At 57.2% G+C, this 2493-nt stretch carries 2 protein-coding genes and 1 pseudogene; all 3 read left to right on the top strand.

Features of this window, described 5'->3' with window-relative positions; genetic code table 11:
* Nucleotides 1-467, top strand: a 467-nt coding sequence (locus COGEMETH_RS24125; protein ID WP_238185213.1) for a transposase, incomplete at its 5' end; no start/stop codon positions are given.
* 117 nt (nucleotides 468-584) lie between these two features.
* Nucleotides 585-953 carry a hypothetical protein gene (locus COGEMETH_RS24120; protein ID WP_238185212.1) on the top strand — a complete coding sequence of 123 codons (369 nt, stop codon included), beginning with the start codon at nucleotides 585-587 and terminating at the stop codon, nucleotides 951-953.
* 1084 nt (nucleotides 954-2037) lie between these two features.
* Nucleotides 2038-2402 (top strand): annotated as a pseudogene (locus tag COGEMETH_RS24115) (transposase); the annotation flags it as partial.
* Between the last annotated feature and the right edge of the window lie 91 nt (nucleotides 2403-2493).

Here is a 2493-nt window from a genome sequence, read left to right as displayed (position 1 = left end):
CGCCCGAGAGCGGGGCGCGGGCCGGCTACGATGGAGCCAAGCGCAAGCGCGGCGCGAAGGTTCATCTCGCGGTCGATACGATGGGGTACCCGGTGGCCCTGACGGTGACGCCGGCCGACGTCGGCGACAGGGACGCGGTCGGACTGCTGACGCAGGCCGTGCAGGCGGAAACCGACGACGGCGTGGATCTGGCCTTTGTCGATCAGGGCTACACCGGCGCCAAGGCGGCGGACGCCGCGCAGGCCAACGGCATCACGCTGGAGGTCGTGAAGGCGCCCGAGGCCAAACGAGGCTTCGTACTGCTGCCGCGACGTTGGGTGGTCGAGCGATCCTTCGCCTGGTCCACGCGCTGCCGAAGACTGGTCAAGGATTACGAAGGCTATGCCACCACCCTGGCAGGCCTGCATATGGTCGCCTTCGCCTGCCTCATGCTCAAGCAAGTCGAACGATTAATGATGGGTTCATAACACGCTCTATTGGCTTGGAGTTCCAACAACAGCCGGAACCCAGATAATTCTGGAGCCGCTTTGGCGCGGCTGGTTCGCGCTCTGGAGTGCAAAGGCAGCTTCCACCCCGAAGGGGTCTTGAGAAATCTTCAGACCGAAGGGGTGATCGGAACAAAGCCTGCCGAGATGGGAGACGGCCACCCTACCTTCCTTCCCATGAAGCCGGTCACGTTTCATGGTTTGACAGCTCTTTCAGTGGAGGGCTGGAACTACAAGGAACGGATGTTCGCACGTGGGCTGGGAACGGCACCGCCTGTGCAAGTCGGCATAATCGTTGGAGGCGGCGAGCAGGAAGTCAGAGAAGAATTGACGAGGAATGGTATAATTCTTGCGCCTAACGCGGAAGGCAAGCCGTTACTCTACACGACCGATGGCGACTATGTTGATCTGCGTCTCGCCTCAAAGTACCGGGGAAAGAAGCTTACCAAGATCATATGCTCGCTTTAAGTTCTCGCGTCGGCCCGAGGCAAGTCTCATATAGATTGAAATGCATAGGAAAGAATTATAAGACTTCCGGGAGATCTTACATCATGAGGGCGTTACAGAGTAGACTAGTGAATGTTGGAGATTTTTAAAAGCTGCTGCCTCGTCATTACCGCTCACATGTTTTCAATTTCTGCTCATGCACGGCCTATGCAGATCAACAAGTCAGGTACGATCCCCACTGGCGTTGAGGTATGCAATGTCCGCACCTGGATCTGCGAGACTGTGCCGAACGAGCCAGTCGAGCCGAAGGTGGATGTGCTCTGGTATGACGGAAGCGATAACGTACATATCCTCTATAAGGGTCAAGAGTATACTGCTGCGGCTGGCAGAGGCAGTCCAGTAGTTGATTGGCATGGTTGCCGCGTCTCGGTCGCTTCCATCATCACGAACTCACTGCCGCCGAGAAAGAGTTGCCAGGGATAAGGGCATGCAGTATCCTTTCCTGTAGGCTCCAGGCATGCTTGCCAACAAGATAAAAATCAGCGTCTCTTGCTTAGCTTCTGAGCTACAGCCGCTGGCCTAGTTTCTAATATAATATCTCGGAAATAGACCATGCTTAATCTATTGTCGGCTCGTATCTCAAGCTTCTCTACTAATGACGACGTGAACGCCGCTGCGCGTTTTTGGAGCCTTGGATATCAGCAGGCTATCTGCCTTTTGCTCACGACGATGGGGCTCATCTCACCGAACAGACTGCGGGCGGCCGAGTTGTACGAGGCCCGTTGCCACATGGATGAGTGTGGCTGGTTCTCAATCGAGGAACGTGACTTCGTCGGCCAAAATGAATTTGGAGTGTTGGTCAAAGCCGTCGAGAAAACGTGGTCGAGTCACCATCCAAATGGGTCGTATGAACGGAAGGCGCACCGTGTTGGAGGGCAAACCAGCGTCTCCTATTATTTCTGTTCCAAAAAGCAGCCCGCTGTGATCTGGCAAATGGACGGGAAATGGACGGCCGACTTCCTCGGTGACCTTGCTTCGCCGTGGTCAGCCCCCATTGAAGTGGTCCGCCCTTTGGTATGGCTTTTGAGCCTGGAGGACGGACGAGATGGCAAAACACCCGAAGCCCGAGGAGATCGTCGCGAAGCTACGTCAGGCGGACGTGCTGATCTCACAGGGCCAGAGCGTGGCCGATGCAATCCGCGCGCTCGGTGTGAGTTCGGTGACATATTACCGGTGGCGACGTGAGTTTGGCGGCCTGAAGTCGGATCAAGTTCGACGGATGAAGAGTCTTGAGACCGAGAATGCTCGGCTTCGAAAGGCAATCGCCGATCTCACCCTCGACAAGCTGATCCTGCAGGAGGCGTCCCGGGGAAACTTCTGAGCCCCGCGCGCCGACGCGCCTGTGTCGAGCACATCATGCGGACGATGACCGTCTCCGAGCGCCGCGCCTGTCAGGCGCTCGGTCAGCATGATGTGCTCGACACAGGCGCGTCGGCGCGCGGGGCTCAGAAGTTTCCCCGGGACGCCTCCTGCAGGATCAGCTTGTCGAGGGTGAGATCGG

Source organism: Methylobacterium trifolii (assembly GCF_022179685.1).
GTDB classification, from domain to species: domain Bacteria; phylum Pseudomonadota; class Alphaproteobacteria; order Rhizobiales; family Beijerinckiaceae; genus Methylobacterium; species Methylobacterium trifolii.
The sequence above is the reverse complement of the archived record's forward strand: the minus strand, read 5'-3'. Positions and strand labels throughout refer to the sequence as shown.